At 62.9% G+C, this 18,895-nt stretch carries 19 protein-coding genes and 1 tRNA gene; 8 read left to right on the top strand and 12 right to left on the bottom strand.

From position 1 onward, the window contains the following. Positions 1 to 292 precede the first annotated feature (292 nt). A complete protein-coding gene (locus tag YU3_RS0112035; RefSeq protein WP_027166486.1) occupies positions 293 to 2,098 on the top strand; it encodes an ABC transporter ATP-binding protein in 1,806 nt (601 codons plus the stop codon). Positions 2,099 to 2,417: 319 nt separating this feature from the next. Here YU3_RS0112035 and YU3_RS41655 read toward each other — a convergent pair whose 3' ends face one another. After that, positions 2,418 to 2,600, bottom strand: a complete 183-nt coding sequence (locus YU3_RS41655; RefSeq protein ID WP_245273486.1) for a hypothetical protein — start codon at positions 2,598 to 2,600, stop codon at positions 2,418 to 2,420. Between the two features lie 45 nt (positions 2,601 to 2,645). Between YU3_RS41655 and YU3_RS0112030 the strand changes: the two genes are divergently transcribed. After that, positions 2,646 to 3,629, top strand: coding sequence for a hypothetical protein (locus YU3_RS0112030; protein WP_245273485.1), 984 nt, complete (start codon positions 2,646 to 2,648; stop codon positions 3,627 to 3,629). A 107-nt stretch (positions 3,630 to 3,736) separates the two neighbouring features. On the opposite strand, the gene YU3_RS0112020 is transcribed toward YU3_RS0112030, so the two are convergent. The 4 genes from YU3_RS0112020 to YU3_RS0112005 all read right to left on the bottom strand — a co-directional run bounded on the left by YU3_RS0112020 (position 3,737) and on the right by YU3_RS0112005 (position 6,795). Further along, positions 3,737 to 4,225, bottom strand: coding sequence for an NUDIX hydrolase (locus tag YU3_RS0112020; protein ID WP_027166484.1), 489 nt, complete (start codon positions 4,223 to 4,225; stop codon positions 3,737 to 3,739). Positions 4,226 to 4,422: 197 nt separating this feature from the next. Beyond that, on the bottom strand, positions 4,423 to 4,923 hold the full coding sequence (gene gpt, locus YU3_RS0112015; protein ID WP_027166483.1) for a xanthine phosphoribosyltransferase: 501 nt from the start codon (positions 4,921 to 4,923) through the stop codon (positions 4,423 to 4,425). Positions 4,924 to 5,133: 210 nt separating this feature from the next. Then, positions 5,134 to 5,967: a universal stress protein gene (locus tag YU3_RS0112010; protein ID WP_027166482.1), complete on the bottom strand. Its 834-nt coding sequence runs from the start codon at positions 5,965 to 5,967 to the stop codon at positions 5,134 to 5,136. A gap of 87 nt (positions 5,968 to 6,054) precedes the next feature. Next, positions 6,055 to 6,795, bottom strand: a complete 741-nt coding sequence (locus tag YU3_RS0112005) for a competence/damage-inducible protein A (RefSeq protein WP_027166481.1) — start codon at positions 6,793 to 6,795, stop codon at positions 6,055 to 6,057. Between the two features lie 129 nt (positions 6,796 to 6,924). Between YU3_RS0112005 and YU3_RS0112000 the strand changes: the two genes are divergently transcribed. Next, the gene (locus tag YU3_RS0112000) at positions 6,925 to 7,899 is read left to right on the top strand and encodes an alpha/beta fold hydrolase (protein ID WP_027166480.1); all 975 of its coding nucleotides are present in this window, start codon (positions 6,925 to 6,927) and stop codon (positions 7,897 to 7,899) included. Between the two features lie 179 nt (positions 7,900 to 8,078). Continuing rightward, positions 8,079 to 8,351: a hypothetical protein gene (locus tag YU3_RS0111995; protein ID WP_027166479.1), complete on the top strand. Its 273-nt coding sequence runs from the start codon at positions 8,079 to 8,081 to the stop codon at positions 8,349 to 8,351. A gap of 142 nt (positions 8,352 to 8,493) precedes the next feature. On the opposite strand, the gene YU3_RS0111990 is transcribed toward YU3_RS0111995, so the two are convergent. From YU3_RS0111990 to YU3_RS0111980, 3 genes are all read right to left on the bottom strand, one after another. Further along, entirely contained in the window at positions 8,494 to 8,733 is a 240-nt protein-coding gene (locus YU3_RS0111990; protein ID WP_027166478.1) for a DUF2188 domain-containing protein, read from the bottom strand. Between the two features lie 25 nt (positions 8,734 to 8,758). Beyond that, entirely contained in the window at positions 8,759 to 9,037 is a 279-nt protein-coding gene (locus tag YU3_RS0111985) for a DUF982 domain-containing protein (RefSeq protein ID WP_027166477.1), read from the bottom strand. Positions 9,038 to 9,203: 166 nt separating this feature from the next. Next, positions 9,204 to 10,307 carry an NADH:flavin oxidoreductase/NADH oxidase gene (locus tag YU3_RS0111980; protein ID WP_027166476.1) on the bottom strand — a complete coding sequence of 368 codons (1,104 nt, stop codon included), beginning with the start codon at positions 10,305 to 10,307 and terminating at the stop codon, positions 9,204 to 9,206. A gap of 226 nt (positions 10,308 to 10,533) precedes the next feature. Here YU3_RS0111980 and YU3_RS0111975 point away from each other — a divergent pair, with 226 nt between their 5' ends. Continuing rightward, positions 10,534 to 11,112 carry an NUDIX domain-containing protein gene (locus YU3_RS0111975; RefSeq protein ID WP_027166475.1) on the top strand — a complete coding sequence of 193 codons (579 nt, stop codon included), beginning with the start codon at positions 10,534 to 10,536 and terminating at the stop codon, positions 11,110 to 11,112. A gap of 308 nt (positions 11,113 to 11,420) precedes the next feature. Next, positions 11,421 to 12,587, top strand: coding sequence for a sulfite oxidase (locus tag YU3_RS0111970; protein ID WP_027166474.1), 1,167 nt, complete (start codon positions 11,421 to 11,423; stop codon positions 12,585 to 12,587). Positions 12,588 to 12,998: 411 nt separating this feature from the next. On the opposite strand, the gene YU3_RS0111965 is transcribed toward YU3_RS0111970, so the two are convergent. After that, positions 12,999 to 13,084: transfer RNA gene (locus YU3_RS0111965), tRNA-Leu, on the bottom strand. 190 nt (positions 13,085 to 13,274) lie between these two features. Here YU3_RS0111965 and YU3_RS0111960 point away from each other — a divergent pair. After that, positions 13,275 to 13,502 (top strand): hypothetical protein, encoded by a 228-nt coding sequence (locus tag YU3_RS0111960; protein WP_027166473.1) that lies wholly within the window; start codon positions 13,275 to 13,277, stop codon positions 13,500 to 13,502. Positions 13,503 to 13,720: 218 nt separating this feature from the next. On the opposite strand, the gene YU3_RS0111955 is transcribed toward YU3_RS0111960, so the two are convergent. Then, a complete protein-coding gene (locus tag YU3_RS0111955; RefSeq protein ID WP_027166472.1) occupies positions 13,721 to 14,386 on the bottom strand; it encodes an outer membrane protein in 666 nt (221 codons plus the stop codon). A 249-nt stretch (positions 14,387 to 14,635) separates the two neighbouring features. Here YU3_RS0111955 and ade point away from each other — a divergent pair, with 249 nt between their 5' ends. Continuing rightward, entirely contained in the window at positions 14,636 to 16,453 is a 1,818-nt protein-coding gene (gene ade / locus YU3_RS0111950; RefSeq protein WP_027166471.1) for an adenine deaminase, read from the top strand. A 7-nt stretch (positions 16,454 to 16,460) separates the two neighbouring features. Here the strand turns inward: ade and YU3_RS0111945 are convergent, their stop codons facing one another. Further along, positions 16,461 to 17,627, bottom strand: coding sequence for an alpha/beta hydrolase (locus tag YU3_RS0111945; protein ID WP_027166470.1), 1,167 nt, complete (start codon positions 17,625 to 17,627; stop codon positions 16,461 to 16,463). 106 nt (positions 17,628 to 17,733) lie between these two features. Next, complete coding sequence (locus tag YU3_RS0111940) at positions 17,734 to 18,843, bottom strand: alpha/beta hydrolase (protein ID WP_036258306.1); 1,110 nt, start codon at positions 18,841 to 18,843, stop codon at positions 17,734 to 17,736. Positions 18,844 to 18,895 lie beyond the last annotated feature (52 nt).

Here is an 18,895-nt window from a genome sequence, read left to right as displayed (position 1 = left end):
CGATCGGCCAATGCCTCCCTATAACGACCCCTCCGCGATTCCCTTCCGGGAGGACCGTATGGTAGGATTTGACATCGTTATGCGAGGCCGCGAAGCCTAGGTCTGCCCAGGCTTTCCGAAGATTGATCGGAAAGCCGGGTGCAGGGCAGGCGTTTGCCGCTGCCGGTCGCCACCTTCGGGTGAGCGGCCTACCATACTGAACCTTCCGCTTTCAGAGGCGCCGCAAGGCGCAGACGCGGGTTTTCCAAATTGACTTTACCGGGACCGGGCTCGTTTGCGCCCGGATGACATTATGGCTCGTTTCAAGATCGATCTGCGCGCGAGCGCCTTTCGCAGTGTGCTTGGCTTCACGTTCAGTCACTGGCGCCACCAGCCGTGGCGGCTTTCGCTGATCATGGGCGCCTTCCTGCTCGCAACGCTCGCCGACGTGCTGACACCGTTCTATTCCGGCCGTCTGGTTGATGCGGTCGCCAGCGGGGCCGGCACTGACGTAGTCGCCTGGAATGCCGCGGTCACGGCGTTCTCGATCCTGATAGCGCTGGCGCTGGTCGGGGTCGTGTTGCGCAATGTCGCGTTCCTGTGGATCGTCGAGCTGACGCTGAAGATGATGTCGGACATTGCCGCCGATGCCTTTCATCGGGTGCAGCGCTTCTCGACGGACTGGCATGCCAACAGCTTCGCGGGATCGACGGTCCGCAAGATCACGCGCGGCATGTGGGCGCTGGATCTGCTCAACGACACGATCCTGATCGCGCTTCTGCCGTCGGTCGTCATGCTTGTCGGCTCGACGCTGCTGCTCGGCTGGTTCTGGCCGCTGATGGGAGCTGTGGTGGCGGCCGGCTCGGTGCTGTTCATCGCAGTCACGGCGATGCTGTCGCTCGGCTATGTCGCGCCCGCCGCAAGGCTCGCCAACAGCTGGGACACGCGGCTGGGCGGCTCGCTGGCCGACGCGGTGAGCTGCAATGCCGTCGTCAAGGGCTTCGGCGCGGAGGCCCGCGAGGAAGCGCGGCTGGCGCGCGTCGTCGCCAAATGGCGTCTGCGCACCGGACGCACCTGGATGCGCGGCACCGCCAACGGCACCACGCAAGGGGCGCTGCTGCTGATGATGCGGGCGGCAGTGATCGGTCTTGCCCTGATGTTGTGGGCCTGGGGCCAGGCGAGCGCCGGCGACGTCGCCTTCGTGCTGACCTCGTTCTTCGTGCTGCAGGGCTATCTGCGCGACATCGGTACGCATATCCGCAACCTGCAACGCTCGATCAACGATATGGAGGAACTGGTCGATTTCCAGTCCGAGCCGCTCGGCATCGAAGACCGGCCCGGCGCTCGGCCGATCCGCATCACAGATGGGCATATCGCCTTCGACAGGGTGACGTTCCACTACGGCAATCACCGGCTGCCGCTCTACCGCGATTTCTCGGTCGATATCGCGGCGGGCGAGCGCATCGGACTGGTCGGGCATTCGGGCTCCGGCAAGACGACCTTCGTCAAGCTGATCCAGCGGCTTTATGACGTGAATGCAGGGCGCATCCTGATCGACGGGCAGGACATCTCGCAGGTCGAGCAGGCATCGCTGCGCGGCCAGATCGCCATTGTCCAGCAGGAGCCGATCCTGTTCCACCGCTCGCTTGCCGAGAACATCGCCTACGCCAGGCCGGGAGCGAGCCAGGACGAGATCGAGCATGCTGCGAAACTCGCCAGCGCGCATGATTTCATCACCAACCTGCCCAAGGGCTATGGAACCCTGGTCGGCGAGCGCGGAGTGAAGCTCTCCGGCGGCGAGCGGCAGCGCGTGGCGATCGCGCGCGCCTTCCTGGCCAATGCGCGCATCCTGATCCTGGACGAGGCGACATCGAGCCTCGATTCGGAATCGGAAGTGCTGATCCAGAAGGCGATGGAGCGGCTGATGGTGGGGCGTACGACCCTTGTCATCGCGCACCGGCTCTCGACGGTGCGGGCGCTCGACCGGCTGCTGGTCTTCGACCGTGGCCGTATCGCCGAAGAGGGTTCGCATGACGACCTGATCCGGCTCAACGGTGGCATCTACCGGCGGCTGTTCGAGCGGCAGGCGCTCGAATTGACCAAAGGCCTCGTCGCCTGAGGAAAGGGCGGCCCCGGCTTCGGCTGGAGCCGCCAGTTATCGGCGCCGCCCGGGTTTGCTTTGGCAAGGTGCAACTCAATTCGTCTGTAAAGTCTGCAATTGCAACCGCGAACTCGCTATGCGGTTAAAGTCACATAACGCTGAATTCAAATTCATAAATATACAGAAGCTTTTGGGTGTTTCTTTTTTTTACGTCGATGAGGATATATATCTTATAGCAATTGTTGTTGCATATTTACAGAAAAGCAAACCCGATATGTTATACGCCGACCTGATGACGTTTTGTCTTATAGATATGCCGGTCGGAAGGCGATCTTCTTCAGACGCTGAAGGATTTCGCGGGCTGGCAGAGGACCTTGCATAGGCGATCACAATGGATTTTGTTTCCGCAAATGCCGGTCCGGAAAAGGCGGCGCTGGAATCCCAGCATGGCTCGGTACGGCCGCTCGCGGCGGGGGATCTCGAGCATGTCGCCGCGCTCTTCCTGACGAAGTTTCGCCATGGCCGCCGCCGACGCGATCGCGCGATCGCGCAGACGGCGAATTATATGAGGGAGCTTTATCTTGATGGCGGTGAGAGCGAGGCTCTTGTCCAGATCAACCCGCAGGGCGGTCTGGGCGGGTTCATGGGCGTTCTGAAAGCCCGCTACGAGCTCAACGGGAGGACATTGAACGCGGCCATCATCGGCCCTTTCATGACCGACTCCAGCACCGATCATGGTTGGGCCGGGCCGCAATTGCTGCGTGCCCTGCATCAAGGCGAATTCGATCTGTACCTGACCGATTCGGCCAACCGGACATCCTTGGCCTTCGCGCGTCCGATGAAGTATCAGCTCTTGCCGGTGCACTGTCTGGAATGGACCTGTATTTTCCGGCCGGCCGGCATGGCCGCGGCCGTGCTGCGCCGTAAATGGCCCGGGCTGCCTCGCCTGGCACTCGATCCCTGCGCGCGAGCATTCGATGCTCTCGCGGGAAAAAGGTTCGAGCCCTCGGCCCAGCCCTCATCGTCGCGACGGGTCCATCATGAGCCGATCGATGCCGCGCAGTTTGCGGAACGGCTGCCCATCCTCATGTCCGATTACTCTCTCCGGCCGAGTTGGAAAGATGGCGAACTGCCTCGGCTGCTTGTGCTGGCGGCCGAGAAGCGGGCCGATGGTCCGCTTCATTTCGGCGGGACTTATGACGAAGCGGGAAAAATGCTCGGTTGCCATGCCTTCTACGGTCAGGCCGGCGGCATCGCGAACCTGTTGCAAATCCAGGCGTCCGGATCCCACTGGGCCGCGACGCTGGACGGCCTCATCGCGGCGGCAAGGGATATGGGCTGCGTCGGCATCATCGGGCAGACGCAGAGCAGGTTCCTGCCGCAACTCTTCGGCTACAGCGGTCTCTTCTTCCGCTATGCCGGGGGCACCATGGTCCGCTCGCTCGTCGCCGAGGTCACAGAAGCGGTCCGCTCCGGCGACATCTTCGTCGGCGGATTGATGGGCGACCGATGGACCCGGCTCAGTTCCGATGATTTCGGCCGCGCCTGACGATCGGCGAGCCGATCTATCTTTTGTTTTGACGCAATTCCGCACGGAAGGCTACGGCGAAGGCGCCGAGCCTGGCCGTTTCACACTTTTCCTGGAATTGCTTTGAATCAGGCGAATTTGTGCGGCGCGGCGCAAAAGCCGGCAATGACCTGGCAAAGGTCCGGCTCGTTGACCATTTGGACCGCTTCGGTGGCGCCAACCCATTTGCGCGTTCGTGCGCGCTTCTCTTTCCAGCGATCCGCGACGCGATCGACATGCAGCGGAAAGACCAGCACTTCGCAAGGCACTTCCTCGCCGGAAGCGAGGACTTTGGCATAGAAATAGCGGCCGGCTTCAAGATGCGAGACGGTGCCGCGCAGCCCCGCTTCCTCGGCCGCTTCACGCGCGGCCGCCTCGCAGAGCGGTTCCCTGGCCTCCGGCCAGCCCTTGGGCAGAACCCAGCGGCCGGTGTCGCGGCTGGTGATCAGCATGATCTCGAGGCCGTTCTTGCCTTCACGCCAAGGCAAGGCGGCAACTTGCAGGCGGCATGGCGCCGTACCGAAAAGTCTTCTGACTCTTTCGGTCATGGCGCTATGCGTCGCAGGCCTTGTCAACATCGAGGAAAGCCGCCCCAGCCTCCAGAATCGTTTGCCGTCTTACGAATCTTACGGCGAATTATGAACTTTAAAAGTAAAAAACTTCACTCCGTCGGAAAATCGCACGAGAAAAAGTCGGCTCGCAAAGTAGTCGCGTCCGTTGGCGCGATTACACGCCGCGCCTTTGAGGCAGATTCTCTGGAAAATATGACGGCCGTTCAGCCGGCGTGATCGTCCGCGATCGGCTTCTGGTAAGTGAAGCCCATGTCCCACGGAAAGTAGATCCAGGTATCCTGGCTGACCTCGGTGACGAATGTGTCGACCAGCGGCCGGCCCTTCGGCTTGGCATAGACGGTCGCGAAATGCGCCTTCGGCATCATGGCGCGCACGATGCCGGCCGTCTTGCCGGTATCCGTCAGGTCGTCGATGATGAGCACACCGGACCCGTCATCGGCGAGCAGCGGAGGCGAGATCTCCTTCAGAACCTGTAACTGACCCTGGCTGGTATAGTCATGATAGGAAGCGACACACACCGTCTCGATCACCCGGATGCCGAGTTCGCGCGCGATGATGGCCGCCGGCACCAGGCCGCCGCGGGTGATGCAGACGATGGCTTTCCATTGTCCCTTGTTGGCGCCGGAAAGCCGCCAGGAAAGCGCGCGGGCGTCGCGGTGGAACTGGTCCCAGGAGACGGGAAAGGCTTTTTCGGGAAGGGACATGGTTCGCGCACTCCGCAAGGGCGCGCCGCGGCGCGCAGAAATAGTGGAATGCAGGCGGAATTAGCCGGAAAGCCTTGCTGTTGGCAAGGGCAGCGGCCGGCGATGGCTGTGGACTTAGGCATCGCGCTCAAAACGAATTCAAGCGACGCCCTTTAGGTTCGATTTGCGAAGACGTTGCGCTGAACCGCGTCCCACTTTCGGGAGACAAGCTCAACGCGACAGGAAAGCTGCCACGTTGGTGTTGCGCAGCACGGTGCGGGTGACGCCGCCGAACAGAAGCTGGCGCAGCCAGGAGTGGCTGTAGGCGCCGAGCACCAGAAGATCGGCGCCGGACTCCGTTATCCTAGCCTGGATGATATCGTCGACCGAGGATCCATCCGATTTCTGCACGCAGACGCTGACATTGGCGCCATGACGCGACAGCGCCGCGGCGATCTCGGCGCCGGCCGCTTCCGGAGAGTCATCGAGCGTCTCAGGCGGGTCGATGACGAGAATGTCCGTCTTGTCGGCCTCGGCGATGAAGGGCAAGGCGTCGAAAGCGGCGCGCGCGGCTTCCTTGCTGCCGTTCCAGGCAAGCAGCACACGTCTGAAGGTTGTGACCAGCGGCCCGGCATGGGGCACGACCAGCACCGGGCGTCCGGCATCGTAAACCAGCGTGTCGACATCGGCGCCGGGATCGCCGCCGGTATCGCGCTGCGCGGCGATGATCAGATCGGCGGCGCGCACGCTCGATATGCCGGTCAGCGCGCTGTCGCCGGAGAAGCTTTCCAGGCTTCGCCATTCGAAGGACAGGCCCGATTCCTCGATCCGCTTCAGAAAATACGACTGCAACTTGTCGGCGCGCTCCTTGTTCATGTCGGCCGAGACCTGGAGGAATTCGGTATCGGGGAAGCCAGTGGCCGATGTGTAGGGAACGGGAAGCGCCTCGGCATGGATGCCGACAAGGTGGCTCTCAAACCTGTCGGCAAGCGGAAGGGCGCAATCGAGAACGCGCTCGGCGTCCTGTTCGTTCTGCAAAATGGCGACGATTGTCTTGAAGCGCATGACCGATCCCTCAATTGTTTGCCCTGCGCATCCGCGCGGCAAGGGGAACGTCTCAGCGCATGGACTGGTTCCAGCCGGAACGGCTGATCAACCCGCCTTGGCGAAGCCCGCCACCATCGCCTCGACGTCCTTGCGCGCGGACTCCAGCGCTTCCTCGCTGCGGGCGCGCACGACGAGCTCAGTCCAGAACTTGCCGTCACCATATTTGGGATAGGAGCCGATGATGGTGTCGGGATGCGCCTTCTGGATGTCGGCCAGCGGTCCGCCGATCAGGCCTTCGCCGAAAGGGCAGTGTACGGTGGCCGACAGCATCCTGGTGCCGGCCTTGAGTGTCGGTACGACACTGTCGAGCATGGCCTGGAAGATCGCCGGCACGCCGGCCATGACATGGACGTTGCCGATACGGAAGCCCGGCGCGACGGAGACGGGGTTGTCGATATGGTCGGCGCCGCGCGGCATGCGCGCCATGCGCTTGCGCGCCTGGGTGAATTCGATGTTGCGCCCGGCATAGCTTGCTTCGAGCAGCGCATAGGCCTTGGCATCGTATTCGCAAGGCACCCCGAAGGCCTTGGCGATGGAGTCGGCGGTGATGTCGTCATGCGTCGGGCCGATGCCGCCGGTCGTAAAGACGTAGGTATAGCGGGCGCGCACGGCATTCACCGCGGCAACGATCTCATCCTCCTCGTCGGGGACGACGCGCACTTCCTTCAGGTCGATGCCGATCGCCGTCATGATGTCGGCGAGGTGGCCGATGTTCTTGTCCTTGGTGCGGCCGGAGAGGATTTCGTCGCCGATGACGAGCATGGCGGCGGTGACGATTTCAGGCATGGCGGGCTCCGGCAAAAAAGGTCGCCTGAGATAACGCGGCCTGAAGCCGGCCGCAATGCGAAAGCCGGATGCGCGCTTGTGGCGGCGGGCGTTGCGGATATGGTGCCGACGGTCGGAACCGGATGAAAAATGCTGATATCGATTGTCTTTTGGCTGCTCGCCGGCTTGTTCGTTGTGGCTGCCCTTGTCCTGCTCGCCCTGATGCTCGCGACATGGCGGATTGCGGCAAAGGCCGAAAAACTGGTGCCAGCTTGCGGAAAATACGTCGAGATCGACGGCAACCGCATCCACTATGTCGAGGAAGGCGAGGGCAGGCCGATCGTCTTTCTGCACGGGCTCGGCGCGCAGCTCCATCATTTCCGCCATACGCTGTTCGGTCGCTTCGGCGCCGGCTACAGGCTGATCGCGCTCGACCGACCGGGCTCCGGCTATTCGGTTCGGGCAAGTGGCGCGACCGGCCGGCTGCCCGAACAGGCGGCAATCGTGGCGCGCTTCATCGAGGAACTGCGCCTGGAGTGGCCGCTCATCGTCGGCCATTCGCTCGGCGGCGCCGTCGCGCTTGCGCTGGCGACCGAGCATCCGACAGCGATTTCCGGCATCGCGCTGCTCTCGCCGCTGACGCACCTGGAAGCGAGGGCACGCCAGCGGTTTGACCTGCTCCATGTTCCATCACGGCTGCTGCGTCGCGTTCTGGCCCATACGGTGGCGATACCGGCGAGCCTTCGTTACGCGCAGCCGACAATGACGTTCATTTTCGCGCCGCAGGCCGTCTCCAAGGGATATATGACCGGCGGCGGCGGGTGGCTTGGGTTGCGACCGTCCCATTACTTCGCCACGTCGACCGATGTCGTGGCCGTGGAACAGGACCTTGGCCGGATCGAAAGGCGTTACCGCGAAATAGCGATGCCGGCAGGCATTCTGTTTGGCACCGACGACCGGGTGATCGGCGAGGCAGTCCATGGCGAACCGATGCTGGACAAGATCAACGGCCTCGACTTTGAACGGGTCGAAGGTATGGGCCACATGCCGCAATTTGTGGAACCCGAACGGGTCGTCGCCTTTATCCAGCGTATCGCCGCGCGCGCTTTCGCTGTCGTCGATTGATCACGGCCGGCGTCCGCGCCGGGGCTCGCGGCCTTTCACGCCGCGTCACACAAAAGTGTCGGACATTCTGTCCCACCCGTGATTTCAAGTGGAACCTCACACCCTACCTTAGGTTTCGTAGGTATCGCCATGGGCCTTGGCGCCCAATGTTTTTGGCGATCAAGAGAATGGAGAACCCTATGCTTACAAGACTCATTGCAGCTTCGGCGCTGGTGCTGGCCATGGGTGGCGCGGCTATGGCGCAGTCATCCGATGACTGGTGGTGGTGGCATCGCGACCATCGTCCCGCGGCGAGCGACCAGGTAGATCCCTACACCACCGGCAGTATCTCTCGCGGCTCAGGATTGAGCACCTACGGCAATACCGGTGCCATCGGTCCGTGCGCCGACACCACGCCCGGTCCGGATGCTAACTCGCAGAACAACGTCAATGACCACTATTGCGGAAAGTAACGCCGCATAGCCACCGGCGGCCGGCATGAAGCCTAGAGCATGATGCCGAATGGCAGATTCAGATTTCAGGTCGATTCGACCTGAAATCATCGGGCTCTAAGGCTTTGCCGGTCGCGGGGGCGGTTCCAATTCTTACTTCTTCTTAGTCAGAGACTTCGGTCTGCGGCCGGTCGCGGCCGTCGGCGAGCTCATCATGCCACTTTCCGTCAGCGTCCTCATACTGGATGCCGTCGGTGGTGCCGGCAACCTGCTGCTCGGACGAGGCGATTTCGGCGGCGCGCAGCGCCTCCTGGTGCGTGCGGAAAGTCTCGGAATACGTCGAGCCGACCTTGTAGGCCCAGCCGCCATCATGCTCGACGATCTTATAAGTCAGCTTCGCCATGAAATCCTCCGGTTAAGAAGCCTGCTCAGTGCAACTTTCCGTCGGGCAGCCTGTCTTCAGGAACCAGCACTTCCGATTCCCTGGCCGCCTCGATAAGGGCGCGACGGGCGTCCGCCGTCGAACGATAACCTTCCAGCGCTTTGAGGCAAATGTCGAGAGCATCACGATGGCGTTCGCCGCGATTGAGCGGCCAAACGGTCATCAGGCACTCGGCGGCCTCGCGGGTGCTGCTTATTTGGCGATATTTGCCGACATGGCCGAGCTCGACCACCACCGGCTTTTCAAAAGGTTTGCTGTCTATCATGGCCGCCAACGTAAAGCGGCCAAATTGGTTGCAGTTGTGACGAGGATCCTGCGCCCAAACGTCTCAGGACCCGCTGATTTTCCGGTTTTGTTTTGACGCAATTCCGGACGGACGGCTACGGCGAAGTCGCCGAACCCAACCGTGTCACACTTTTCCAGGAATTGCTCTAGCCAGCGACCTTCATCCAATGCCGCATCGTCGTCACCGAACGCGCCAGCTGCGGCGCCGGATAGATTTCCTCGCCGAAGGTCGCCGCCGCGCGCCAGCCCCAGCGAGGGTCGGCGAGGAATGCGCGCGCCAGCGCCACCATGTCGGCGCGACCGTCGGCGACGATCGCCTCGGCCTGGCTTGGGTCGTCGATCAGTCCCACGGCGCGCGTCGGAATGCCGGCACCCTTGCGCACGGCCTCCGCCAGATGCACCTGGTAGCCGGGGCCGGGCGGCACCTGCTGCAGGGGCGAATTGCCGCCGCTGGAGCAGCACAGATAGGCGATGCCCTCGGCCTTCAGCGCCTTGGCAACCTCGATCGCGTCGTCGACGTCGAAACCGCCGTCGACCCATTCCGTCACCGAAAGGCGCGCGCCCAGCATCATGGTCGGGGCGGCCTTCCTCACCGCCCTTGCGATTTCGAGCGCAAAGCGCATGCGGTTTTCCAGCGACCCGCCCCAGCGGTCGGTGCGCTGGTTGGAGAGCGGCGAAAGGAACTGGAAGATCAGATAGCCATGCGCCGCGTGCAGTTCGGCAAAATCGAAGCCGGCGCGCTCGGCGCGAACGGCCGACTGCGCAAAACGCGCAATGAGCTCAAGGATCTCATCATCCTCCAACGCATGCGGGACATTCCAGCCTGCGTCATAGGCGATGGCAGAGGCCGAGACCGTCTGCCAGGGATCTTCGCCAGGCTGCAGCGGACCGCCGCCTTCCCAGGGTTTCCGGTTGGAGGCCTTGCGGCCGGCATGGGCAAGCTGGACGCCGAATTTCGTGCCGGGCGCGGCGACGCGCCTTGCGGCGTCAAGCGTACGCTTGGCGGCCGCCTCGTTGTCGTCCGAATAGAGGCCGAGGCAGCCATGCGAGATGCGGCCCCGCCGCTCGACATCGGTCATCTCGACGGTAACCATGCCGGCGCCCGACATTGCGAGGTTCATCCAGTGACAGAGATGCCAGTCGCTGGCCGAGCCGTCCTCGGCCGAATACTGGCACATAGGGGCTACCGCGATGCGGTTGGGGAAGGTGAGGCCGCCGAGGGTGATCGGCTGGAAAAGCGATGACGTCATAAAACGGGCTCCTGGAGGGATACCGCTATCTAGGCAGTCGCGGCGCTCCGCGCCAGACACGAGCCGGTGAAACTCCCGCTGGACCAGTCGGTTTCCAGGATTGCGCGGCTGGCCTTTCGCCGATAGACGCAATTCCAGACGAGGGCTACGCGAAGCCGCCGAACCTGACCGTTTCACATGCTTCCTGAAATTGCTCTAACCCTTTGCCGCCAATACGGAGGTCGTCATGGAAGATCGCGTTCGCATCCGTTCGGAGGAGGTCCTTTCGGACGACTGGGCGGTGCTGAAGAAGACAGTGCTCGATTATCGCCGCCGCGACGGGCGATGGGAGACGCAGATCCGCCAGACCTACGATCGCGGCGACGGCGCGGTGATCCTGCCGTTCGATCCACAGCGCTCGACCGTGCTGCTGGTGCGGCAGTTCCGCTTCCCGGCTTACGCCGTGGGCCACAGCGAGCCGCTAATCGAGGCCTGCGCCGGGCTGCTCGACGAAAACGACCCTGAAACCGCCATTCGCAAGGAGGCGGAAGAGGAACTGGGTTACCGCTTGAAGGACGTCGAGCGGCTGTTCGCACCTTTCATGAGCCCGGGCAGCGTGACGGAACGGCTCTGGTTCTTCACCGCGCGCTATTCGCCGGCCGACCGCATTTCCGACGGCGGCGGCGCGCCGGAGGAGGGCGAGGACATCGAGGTTCTGGAAATACTACTGGACGAGGCGCTTGCCGCCATCGCCGACGGCCGCATCGTCGACGCCAAGACGATCATCCTGATCCAGCACCTGAAGCTCAATCCTATCAAGGCTTGAGCCTGCCAAGCACGGCTCTGCCGGACACAGCCAGCGGCCCGTGAACGCTGTCTGAAAATATCCTGACGATCGAAGTTCTTTTTGAACAGCATTGCCCTCGCCACGTACGCGGATAAGGCATATGCTGAAGCTTGCCGGCCGGCAGGTGACGGAGCCAGCCGACGGAAGCGGGAGACGCCGCCTTAAGCAACGGGGCTTTTCCCGCGCAATCTCAAGATAATCTGCTTCGGCCCAATCCCTTTGGCGATTTCGGCTGCGGTTACTTTTATTTACTGGAGGAGAAATCAGCTTTACTGGAGGAGAATCTCATGCATTACCTTCAACGACGCGAATTCATCGGTCAAGGCAGCGCCGCCCTTGCGGCCCTGACATGCTTCCATTCAAGGTTCGCCTACGCTTTTCCAAGCAGGGCGGGGGAGACCGTGATTCCATGGCTTGATCAGCCACTCCCCAATCCTGTTCCGGCCGTCATCCAGAGTCAGCTTGTCTGGGAGGACATGGATTCATGGGTGACGCCTAATGAGAAGTTCTTCAGCATCGCGCATTTTGATCGGCCAACCATTGATGCGAACGCCTGGAAGCTGGAAATCGATGGGTTGGTGAAGAAGCCTCTGAGCCTGTCTCTTGCCGACCTCAAGGCGCGGCCACGCCAGGAGGTGGTTTTCACCGTAGAATGTTCAGGCAATCACGGTTTTCCATTCTTTACTGGCGGCATTGGCAACGCCCGCTGGGCTGGCACGCCGCTCGCCGCCATACTTGAAGAGGCAGGCGTGAAGGAAAACGGCATCGAAGTTGTTTTTTGGGGCACTGATGTCGGTGATATCGCTCTCAAAGACAACAATCGCGACGTCAAGATGCACCAGAATTTCGCCCGTAGCATGTCGCTCACCGACGCGATGAGCCCCAACAACATTCTCTGCTACGAGATGAATGGGGCCGCTTTGCCGCAACCCAACGGTTTCCCGGTGCGGCTCATCGCGCCCGGCTGGTACGGCATCGCCAACGTCAAATGGCTCAAGCGCATTGAGATTCGCAACACGCGCTTCATGAGTCTGTTGATGGGCCGAGACTACGTGACCATTCGCGAGGAAGAGCACAATGGCGAGACGGTGTGGGCCGAGACCTCAGTCGGCCGTGCGCTGCTGAAATCCGCGCCCGCCAGAGTGACGCGCAGCGATGCGGGATACCGCATCAGCGGTGCGGCCTGGGGTGCACCAATCGCCAGAGTCGAAGTGAAGATCGATGATGGCCCGTGGACCGAGGCGACGATCGACCATAGTGAAGAAGCTGAATTCGCGTGGAAGGTCTGGTACCTCGACTGGAAGGACCCATCAAAGGGCGAGCATACGGTCACCTCGCGCGCCACTGACGCGGCGGGGCAAGTCCAGCCCGCGATGGACGATCCTGTTATCGCCAAGAAACATACTTACTGGGAAAGCAACGGACAGATCACGCGCCACATCGGCATCGCTTGACTACGCTAATCTATACGCCAGACACGAGGCCGAAAGAGCTTCACCGGATGAGGAAGTGAGGCGCACAGAAAGGGGTCAGTCGCCGGCCGTGACATGTGCGAGCTACCTAAGCATGTCCGCTTTTGAGCTTGCTCTAATGTCGTGAAGGAACGGTGAACGCTGGCGCGGCCGGCCCGAGGACGGTAGGCCTGCTCCCGCCGCCGCTGGTACATCCGCAGTCGGCGACGGGTGCCGGAAGGATCGGCGCGGGAGAGCCGACCTACAGTTAATTTTACAAACGCCTTGGCAGTCACTCAACTACGACGAAATGCGGCTTCCATCATCCTTTCAGGGAGTCAACGATCGAAATGTCTTGCTCCGGCATCTTGCCAAGGCTTGAGGCTGCCAAGCACGGCTCTGCCGGACGAAGGGTGGTGCGGACGACGGGAATCGAACCCGTACGATCAGAGATCGAGGGATTTTAAGTCCCTTGCGTCTACCAATTCCGCCACGTCCGCAGGCGTGCCCTTTTCAGATGCCTGATATGAGCCGTCAAGATGTTTCGGATCGGGCAGCGCTTTGTGCGGACCGACGTGGTGGTGCACAGCGCAGATTAAACATTAGTGATGTTTAAAGTTCTAGGTTCCCGGGATCGATGTCATTAGCGTTTATCTGCCAGCATCGGGCCGGCTTTGATGGTGGAGAACCATGCGTGGGGCAGGCTGGATCAAGGGACTGCGGGAGGAAGAGGCGCGGCAGCTGCGTCGCGAGATCGATCGACTCGAGCGAGGTCTGATCGAGGCCGCCAATTCGAAAGCCAAATGGAACCTGCACGAGGTCGCGCACACACTGCGCTGGCAAAAGGCGCGGCTGCGGCGGTTGGAGGAATGCCTCGCGGCGATGCCGGCGGGAAAGACAGGTTCGGCCCGGTCTTGACCGTCCGACATGCGGGTGGCGCCGGTTAGAAAGTGGCGCGATCACGGAATTACGGTCTGCTGCGGGAGCATTAGGGTTCGCCAAGTGGCGGATCGATCCGCCGAGGCCGGCGTCTATCAGGCCCCTACCCATTCCCCCGCCCCCTGCGGGCGCCGGCCACCTGATATCCAGATATCACGAGATAAGAGGTTTCCGCATCGTCGCGACGGCGGCAAGCCTCAGAATTTATAGCTGAAGTTCACGCCCAGCGTCTGCAGCTTCACGTCCTGGTCGCGGTCGATGAAGGCGTCCGGAGCATCGAAATGCTCCTTGCCGAAATCGTAATAGCGGTACTGCGCGCCGACGACGACATTGCTGGTCAAGGCATAGTCGACGCCGGCGCCGAGCGTCCAGCCGGTGCTGGTGCGGGTTCGGGCAAAGGCCGGCCCTGCCGCTTGCGAGGTCTCGATCCCGGCGAAAGCGACGCCGCCAATGCCATAGATCAGCAGACGATCCATGGCGTAGCCGGCCTTGGCGTTGATCGATCCGAACCACTTGACGTCGGTGCCGAATGTGTTTGCCGGGCCCGCTTCGGCGGTGCCGTCGATCGAAGCGTAGTTGAGATCGGCCTCGGCGCCGAGGACAGCCTGATCGAACTGCCAGAGCCCAGCGACATGACCGCCGACGAAACCACCGTCGATGTCGGGCTTGACCGAAAACGGACCGCCATCGTCGCCGGTGATGTCGGACCGGCCCCAGCCATAGCCGGCCTGCATGCCGGCATAGTAGCCGGTCCAGTCGAAGCCGGGCGCGGTCATCGGCAGATCGCTACCCATGTCCGCGGCCCAGGCAGACCCGGACAGCAGGGCAAGAAAGCCGGCACTGATGAGCGTCAGTCGACGCATCGAGCACTCCGAAATGGCGGTTCCGAAAGACTCCTTGCCGCAAACTAACCTTATTTGCGGCGAAACGGAATTGCATCTCTGCAACAGTGGTTTACGACCTGACGCCATCTCGCCGTCTCGAACGGCCGGGGGGCGACAAAGTCTGTGGGCGTGGCGATCCTGCCGCGCGGCTTTCCGCGGGATGCCAGCGGACGGCTCTGGCCCCAGGCGCCGACATTTGCCAGAGTGGCCGATCAAGAGGACTCTCCAATGACCAACGCCAAGCCGACAAGCGCCGCAAAGCCAAAGCCGTGGATCGAGGTGGCGACGCATCTGGTCGACGTCGCGATGGGGCGCAAGCCCGCGGATCTGGTCATCCGCAACGGGCGCTGGGTGAATGTCCATTCGGGCGAGATCATCCCCGGCACCGACATCGCGATCGCCGCCGGCCGCTTCGCTTATTGCGGGCCGAACGCCAGCCATGCCATCGGGCAAGGCACGAAGGTTGTCGATGCCGGCGGGCGCTATCTGGTGCCCGGCCTTTGCGACGCGCACATGCATGTCGAGAGCGGCATGGTGACGGTGACGGAGTTCTGCCGCGCGGTGATCCCGCATGGCACCACCTCGATGTTCATCGATCCGCACGAGATCGCCAATGTGCTCGGCCTGCCCGGTGTGCGCCTGATGCATGACGAGGCGGTCGCGATGCCGATCAACGTGCATGTGCAGATGCCGTCCTGCGTGCCTTCGGCGCCTGGGCTCGAGCACGCCGGCGCCGAATTGACGGTCGGCGATGTGGCCGAGGCGATGACCTGGGAAAACATCATCGGGCTCGGCGAGGTGATGAATTTCCCCGGCGTTGTCGCCAACAATCCCGTGATGTCGGGCGAGATCGCCGAGACGGTCAGGGCCGGCAAGACGGTCGGCGGGCATTATGCATCGCCCGATCTCGGCCTGCCGTTCCATGGCTATGTCGCGGGCGGGGCGGAGGACGATCATGAAGGCACGCGCGCCGAGGACGCTGTCGCGCGCGTGCGCCAGGGCATGAAGGCGATGCTGCGGCTGGGGTCGGCCTGGTACGACGTCGCGGCGCAGATCAAGGCGGTGACGGAAGGCGGCATCGACCCGCGCAACTTCATCCTGTGCACCGATGACAGCCATTCCGGCACGCTGGTGCATGAAGGCCATATGGACCGGGTGGTGCGGCATGCCATCAGCCAGGGCCTGAAGCCAGTGACGGCGATCCAGATGGCGACGCTCAACACCGCCCAGCATTTCGGGCTGGAGCGTGAGATCGGCTCGATTGCACCCGGACGGCTGGCCGACCTGCTGATCGTTTCCGATCTCGCCCAGATGCGCATCGACGAGGTCTATGGCCGCGGCGTCAGACTGGCCAAGGCCGGCAAGCTCGAGATCGACATTGCGGCCTATGACTACCCGCAATCCGCCAAGAACACGGTCAAGCTCGGCAAGAAGCTCGTGGCCGGGGATTTCGACATTGCGGCGCCGCAGGGCGCCAACGAGGTGCGGGCGCGGGTGATCGGCGTGATCGAGAACCAGGCGCCGACGCGGGCGCTGGAGGCCGACTTGGCCGTCGAGGACGGGCTGGTCGCCATGGATCGCCGCAACGACATCTGCCAGATCGCCCTGGTGGAGCGGCATCGCGGCACGGGCGGCGTCACCAACGCCTTCGTCTCCGGCTTCGGCTATGTGAAAGACTGCGCGATGGCCTCGAGCGTGGCGCATGACGCGCACCACATCATCGTCGTCGGCACCAACAAGGAGGACATGGCTTTAGCCGTCAACCGGCTGGGCGAGGTGGGCGGCGGCGTCGTGCTCTATTCCAGGGGCAAGGAACTGGCGCTGGTCGAGATGCCGATCGCCGGGCTGATGTCGGACGAACGCGCCGAGATCGTCGCGGCGAAGGCCGAGCAACTGACCGAGGCGATGCGCAAGGTCGGCTGCTCGCTCAACAACGCCTATATGCAGCACTCGCTTCTGGCGCTGGTGGTCATTCCGGAGCTGAGGATTTCCGATGTCGGCCTGGTCGATGTGACGACGTTCCAGAAGGTCGATCTTTTCATCTGAGCGCCAGCTATCCGCCGGTGGCGATGGTCAGCACCTTGAACGGCGTGGTAATGACGATCTCGGCGACCGAGCCGACAGCCTTGCCGAGGCCCTGGCCGATATTGTTGAGCTGCGTCGGATCGGGCTCGTCCGAAGCAAGGCCGGCCGGCGCGCGCAGCCGGTTGCCCAGCAATTGCACCAGGATCGGGTTGTCGGCGAATTTGGCATGGTTCAGGCCGCCGTCGCCGCCCTTGGCCTGGGTCAGGTCGACGACCGTCACGCCATAATTGGCGAGATCGGCCGCGTTGCCGTAGTCGCCGACGCGCGGCTTGTCGCCGGAAATGAAGCTCGACAGTTTCAGCGCCCGGTCGTCGCCCGAAAGCAGGATGGCGAACGGCTTGTCCGGCTTGCCGTAGCGGATCATCTGCTTCTTGAAGACATCGACGTCGATATCCGGCGAGGCGAGGATGACATAACCGAGCTTGCCGTCGAGATCGCGGTCGCCGGTGATGGCAAGCTGGCGCAGCGCCTCCATCGTCAGCCACGTACCCATCGAATGGGCGACGATGTCGATGCTCTTGACGTGTGTCTTGGCAAGCATCCTGAGCGTTGCCTCGAGGTCGTCGCGCGCGGCCGTCGAGCTATCCTTGTCGTAGATGTAACCGGTCGCCTTGGCGCTCGATGCCCATGAGAACAGCACCGGCGTGCCCGGGTATTTGGTGTCGTGCGCGATCTGCGTCAGCCGGTAGATGCCGTCGTCGAAGCCGTTGTTGAAGCCGTGCACGAACACCAGGGCGCGGTCGCCGCGCATGGAAATGTCGGCGCCGACCGCCTTGGCGAATTGCTGCGCGTCGCCATAGTGGACGACATCGGTGGCCGTGAACTGCTTGGCCGGATTGCTGTCGGCCGAGCCCTTGGCGCGCTCGATCGCGCCGACCTGATGGATCTTCGGCACGGTGACATCGACGCGGGCATAAAGGGTGGTGAGCGAACGGTCGCCGTCGAACACCTGGCGGGGGTCCTTGGCCGCCTGCTGGCGGGTCGTGGCGACGAAGATCTCGTGCGTGCCAGCGATGTCGGAAGCAGGCGCCGTGACCGCCTTGCGGTTGAGAAGGTCATGCGCGCCCTGGCCGGCGCAGCCGCCGAGGGCGAGCGCGAACGCAAGGCCAAGCACGATCTCGACACGCACGATCACCCGGGATCCCCCAAGGGCGGCAAACCTCTCCTGTTATTCCGATAAGGCTTGAGAGCTGCCGGGTCCAGTTCAAAGTCGACGCGATGCGGAAACCGCGCGGATACGGTTACTGCGTGGCCAGCTGGCCGATGCGGTCGGTCACGTCGCGATCGCTGGCAAAACCATCGTCCTCGCGCAGGCGCTGGCCGATCATCTTCACCAGCTCCGGGTTATCGGCGAATTTGGTGTGGTTGAAGCGGTCGCCGCCCTTTACCTTGGAAAGGTCGACCACCGTGACGCCATAGGAGGCGAGGTCGGCGGCATCCCGGTAGTCGCCGACGCGCGGCCGCGAGCCGGCGATCAGGCCGGAGAGCCGCAGCGCCCGGTCGTCGTCCGACAGGAGCAGGATGAAGGGCTTGTCCGGCTTGCCGTAGCGGCGCATCTGGCTCTTGAAGACGTCGACATCGATGTCGGGCGAGGCGAGCACCACGTCGCCGAGCTTGCCGCTCAGATCGCGGTCGCCCGTGATGGCGAGCTGGCGCAGCGTCTCCATCGTCACCCAGGTTCCCATCGAATGGGCGACGATGTCGATGCGCCGCGCGCCGGTCTGCGCCAGCATCCTCAGGGTCACTTCCAGCTGATCGCGGGCGGCGGCGGCACTTTCCTTGTCATAGACATAGTCGGTGGTCTTGGCGCCAGAGGCCCAGGAAAACAGCACCGGCGTGCCCGGATAGCCGGAATCATGGACGATCTGGGTCAGCCGGTAGACGGCGTCGTCGAAGCCGGTGTTGTAGCCGTGGACGAAGACCATGACGCGGCCGCCGCGGGCGTCGATGTCGGCGTTGAGCGCGCTGGTGAATTTCGGCTGGGTGTCATAGCCGACCACTTCGGAGGCCATGAAGTACTTGGTCGGGTCGTTCGACTTGCCGCGCGAGCGGCGCTCGATCTGGCCGGTCTGGTGGACCGGCGGAATGGTGACGTTGACCCGGGCATAGTTCAGCGTCGCCGAGCGCTCGCCATCGAACACCTTGTTGGGGTCGTCGGACGGCTTGCGCGTCGTGGCGATGAAGATCGAATGATTGCCGGCGATCTCCGTCGCCTGCGTCGGCACGACGACGCTGCCCAGGATTTCCTGCGTCTGGTGGCCCGCGCAGCCCGCCATCAGCAGGGATAGGGCGATGATCAGAATCGTCTTCAAATGCACGTCGACACTTCCACTCCAGCCACGATTGGCCATCCACCTCCGCGAACCCTCCCGGACAGCCGAAGTGCGGCTAAAGTAAGTCGTG

It is taken from the genome of Mesorhizobium sp. WSM3224, assembly GCF_000427725.1.
Taxonomy (GTDB): domain Bacteria; phylum Pseudomonadota; class Alphaproteobacteria; order Rhizobiales; family Rhizobiaceae; genus Mesorhizobium.
This window is presented reverse-complemented; position numbering and strand designations above follow the sequence as displayed.

Coding starts and splice junctions, on each gene's coding strand:
- ade (WP_027166471.1), top strand. CDS start 14,636: ATGACCAACGCCAAGCCGACAAGCGCCGCAAAGCCAAAGCCGTGGATC.
- YU3_RS0112030 (WP_245273485.1), top strand. CDS start 2,646: ATGAGGGAGCTTTATCTTGATGGCGGTGAGAGCGAGGCTCTTGTCCAG.
- YU3_RS0112005 (WP_027166481.1), bottom strand. CDS start 6,795: ATGCCTGAAATCGTCACCGCCGCCATGCTCGTCATCGGCGACGAAATC.
- YU3_RS0111970 (WP_027166474.1), top strand. CDS start 11,421: ATGCATTACCTTCAACGACGCGAATTCATCGGTCAAGGCAGCGCCGCC.
- YU3_RS0111980 (WP_027166476.1), bottom strand. CDS start 10,307: ATGACGTCATCGCTTTTCCAGCCGATCACCCTCGGCGGCCTCACCTTC.
- YU3_RS0111940 (WP_036258306.1), bottom strand. CDS start 18,843: ATGGCCAATCGTGGCTGGAGTGGAAGTGTCGACGTGCATTTGAAGACG.
- YU3_RS0111990 (WP_027166478.1), bottom strand. CDS start 8,733: ATGGCGAAGCTGACTTATAAGATCGTCGAGCATGATGGCGGCTGGGCC.
- YU3_RS0111975 (WP_027166475.1), top strand. CDS start 10,534: ATGGAAGATCGCGTTCGCATCCGTTCGGAGGAGGTCCTTTCGGACGAC.
- YU3_RS0112010 (WP_027166482.1), bottom strand. CDS start 5,967: ATGCGCTTCAAGACAATCGTCGCCATTTTGCAGAACGAACAGGACGCC.
- YU3_RS0111955 (WP_027166472.1), bottom strand. CDS start 14,386: ATGCGTCGACTGACGCTCATCAGTGCCGGCTTTCTTGCCCTGCTGTCC.
- YU3_RS0112035 (WP_027166486.1), top strand. CDS start 293: ATGGCTCGTTTCAAGATCGATCTGCGCGCGAGCGCCTTTCGCAGTGTG.
- YU3_RS0111960 (WP_027166473.1), top strand. CDS start 13,275: ATGCGTGGGGCAGGCTGGATCAAGGGACTGCGGGAGGAAGAGGCGCGG.
- YU3_RS41655 (WP_245273486.1), bottom strand. CDS start 2,600: ATGGCGAAACTTCGTCAGGAAGAGCGCGGCGACATGCTCGAGATCCCC.
- YU3_RS0112000 (WP_027166480.1), top strand. CDS start 6,925: ATGCTGATATCGATTGTCTTTTGGCTGCTCGCCGGCTTGTTCGTTGTG.
- YU3_RS0111985 (WP_027166477.1), bottom strand. CDS start 9,037: ATGATAGACAGCAAACCTTTTGAAAAGCCGGTGGTGGTCGAGCTCGGC.
- YU3_RS0112020 (WP_027166484.1), bottom strand. CDS start 4,225: ATGTTGACAAGGCCTGCGACGCATAGCGCCATGACCGAAAGAGTCAGA.
- YU3_RS0111995 (WP_027166479.1), top strand. CDS start 8,079: ATGCTTACAAGACTCATTGCAGCTTCGGCGCTGGTGCTGGCCATGGGT.
- gpt (WP_027166483.1), bottom strand. CDS start 4,923: ATGTCCCTTCCCGAAAAAGCCTTTCCCGTCTCCTGGGACCAGTTCCAC.